At 41.4% G+C, this 855-nt stretch carries 1 protein-coding gene and 2 pseudogenes; 1 reads left to right on the top strand and 2 read right to left on the bottom strand.

Annotated features, from left to right (window positions below; translation table 11 throughout):
- The coding region (locus tag BHE89_RS27180; RefSeq protein WP_353615148.1) for a helix-turn-helix domain-containing protein at window positions 1-51 on the bottom strand (51 nt) is incomplete at its 3' end.
- A gap of 56 nt (window positions 52-107) precedes the next feature.
- Here BHE89_RS27180 and tnpA point away from each other — a divergent pair.
- Window positions 108-534: pseudogene (gene tnpA / locus BHE89_RS18990) on the top strand (IS200/IS605 family transposase).
- A 73-nt stretch (window positions 535-607) separates the two neighbouring features.
- Here the strand turns inward: tnpA and BHE89_RS27530 are convergent.
- Window positions 608-703, bottom strand: a pseudogene (locus BHE89_RS27530) (DnaJ family domain-containing protein); the annotation flags it as partial.
- Window positions 704-855: the final 152 nt, after the last annotated feature.

Genomic DNA, 855 nt, shown 5'->3' with positions numbered 1-855 from the left:
TTCAGCCTGTTCTGGTGTAGGGTAGATGCGTACTTTTGTTGCTCTTAACATCATCAGCGCTCATTGATATAATGTTTTTATTTTAACATGTTAGGGAAATATATCAATTGAGTAATCATAATGATTTACTGGCGGAATTCCTCAGAAAGCGGCACAGTGTCAGTAAACTGGTCGTGCATCTGATCTTTACGACAAAGTATCGACGTAAGCTATTTGACGGACAGATGCTCGCTCAACTGCGTGATGCATTTGACTCCGCTGCGGCAAAACTTGAATGCGAAATTATTGAGATGGACGGAGAGCCTGACCATGTGCATCTGCTGGTTGCTTACCCGCCAAAACTAGCGGTCAGTGTGATGGTCAACAATCTGAAATCAGTATCGTCGCGCCTGTTGCGCCAGCAAAACACACATTTACGGACGCAAAGTAAAACGGGACTTTTTGTGGTCAAGGTCGTACTTTGTCTGTAGCTCCGGAGGGGCAACGATTGAAACACTCAGAGCCTACGTTCAGAGCCAGTCAACGCTTGATTGATCTTTAAAGCCCTGCGGCCTTTTCGCCTTATATCCCCGCCCGCACTGGGCGAGGGTTTACGGCGTTTTTCGCTAAGCGACTCTGGAACATGACTATTATCATCAAGGATCAATGGTTTTCCTTCACCTTTAAGTGATGAAAGCTCCCCTTTTTGTAATGCTTTTTCAATATAAACCTCTTTTTACAATAACTAACACAATAGAAAAAGATCACCTCAGATTAAATTGACTTGCTTAGATTACACCATTTGATATTATATTTTTATATTATATAAAAACATATATTATAAGGGGTTGAATATGAGCAAGTACAAAGAAATAG

It is taken from the genome of Shigella sp. FC1967 (assembly GCF_001743005.1).
Lineage (GTDB): Bacteria > Pseudomonadota > Gammaproteobacteria > Enterobacterales > Enterobacteriaceae > Proteus.
The sequence above is the reverse complement of the archived record's forward strand: the minus strand, read 5'-3'. Positions and strand labels throughout refer to the sequence as shown.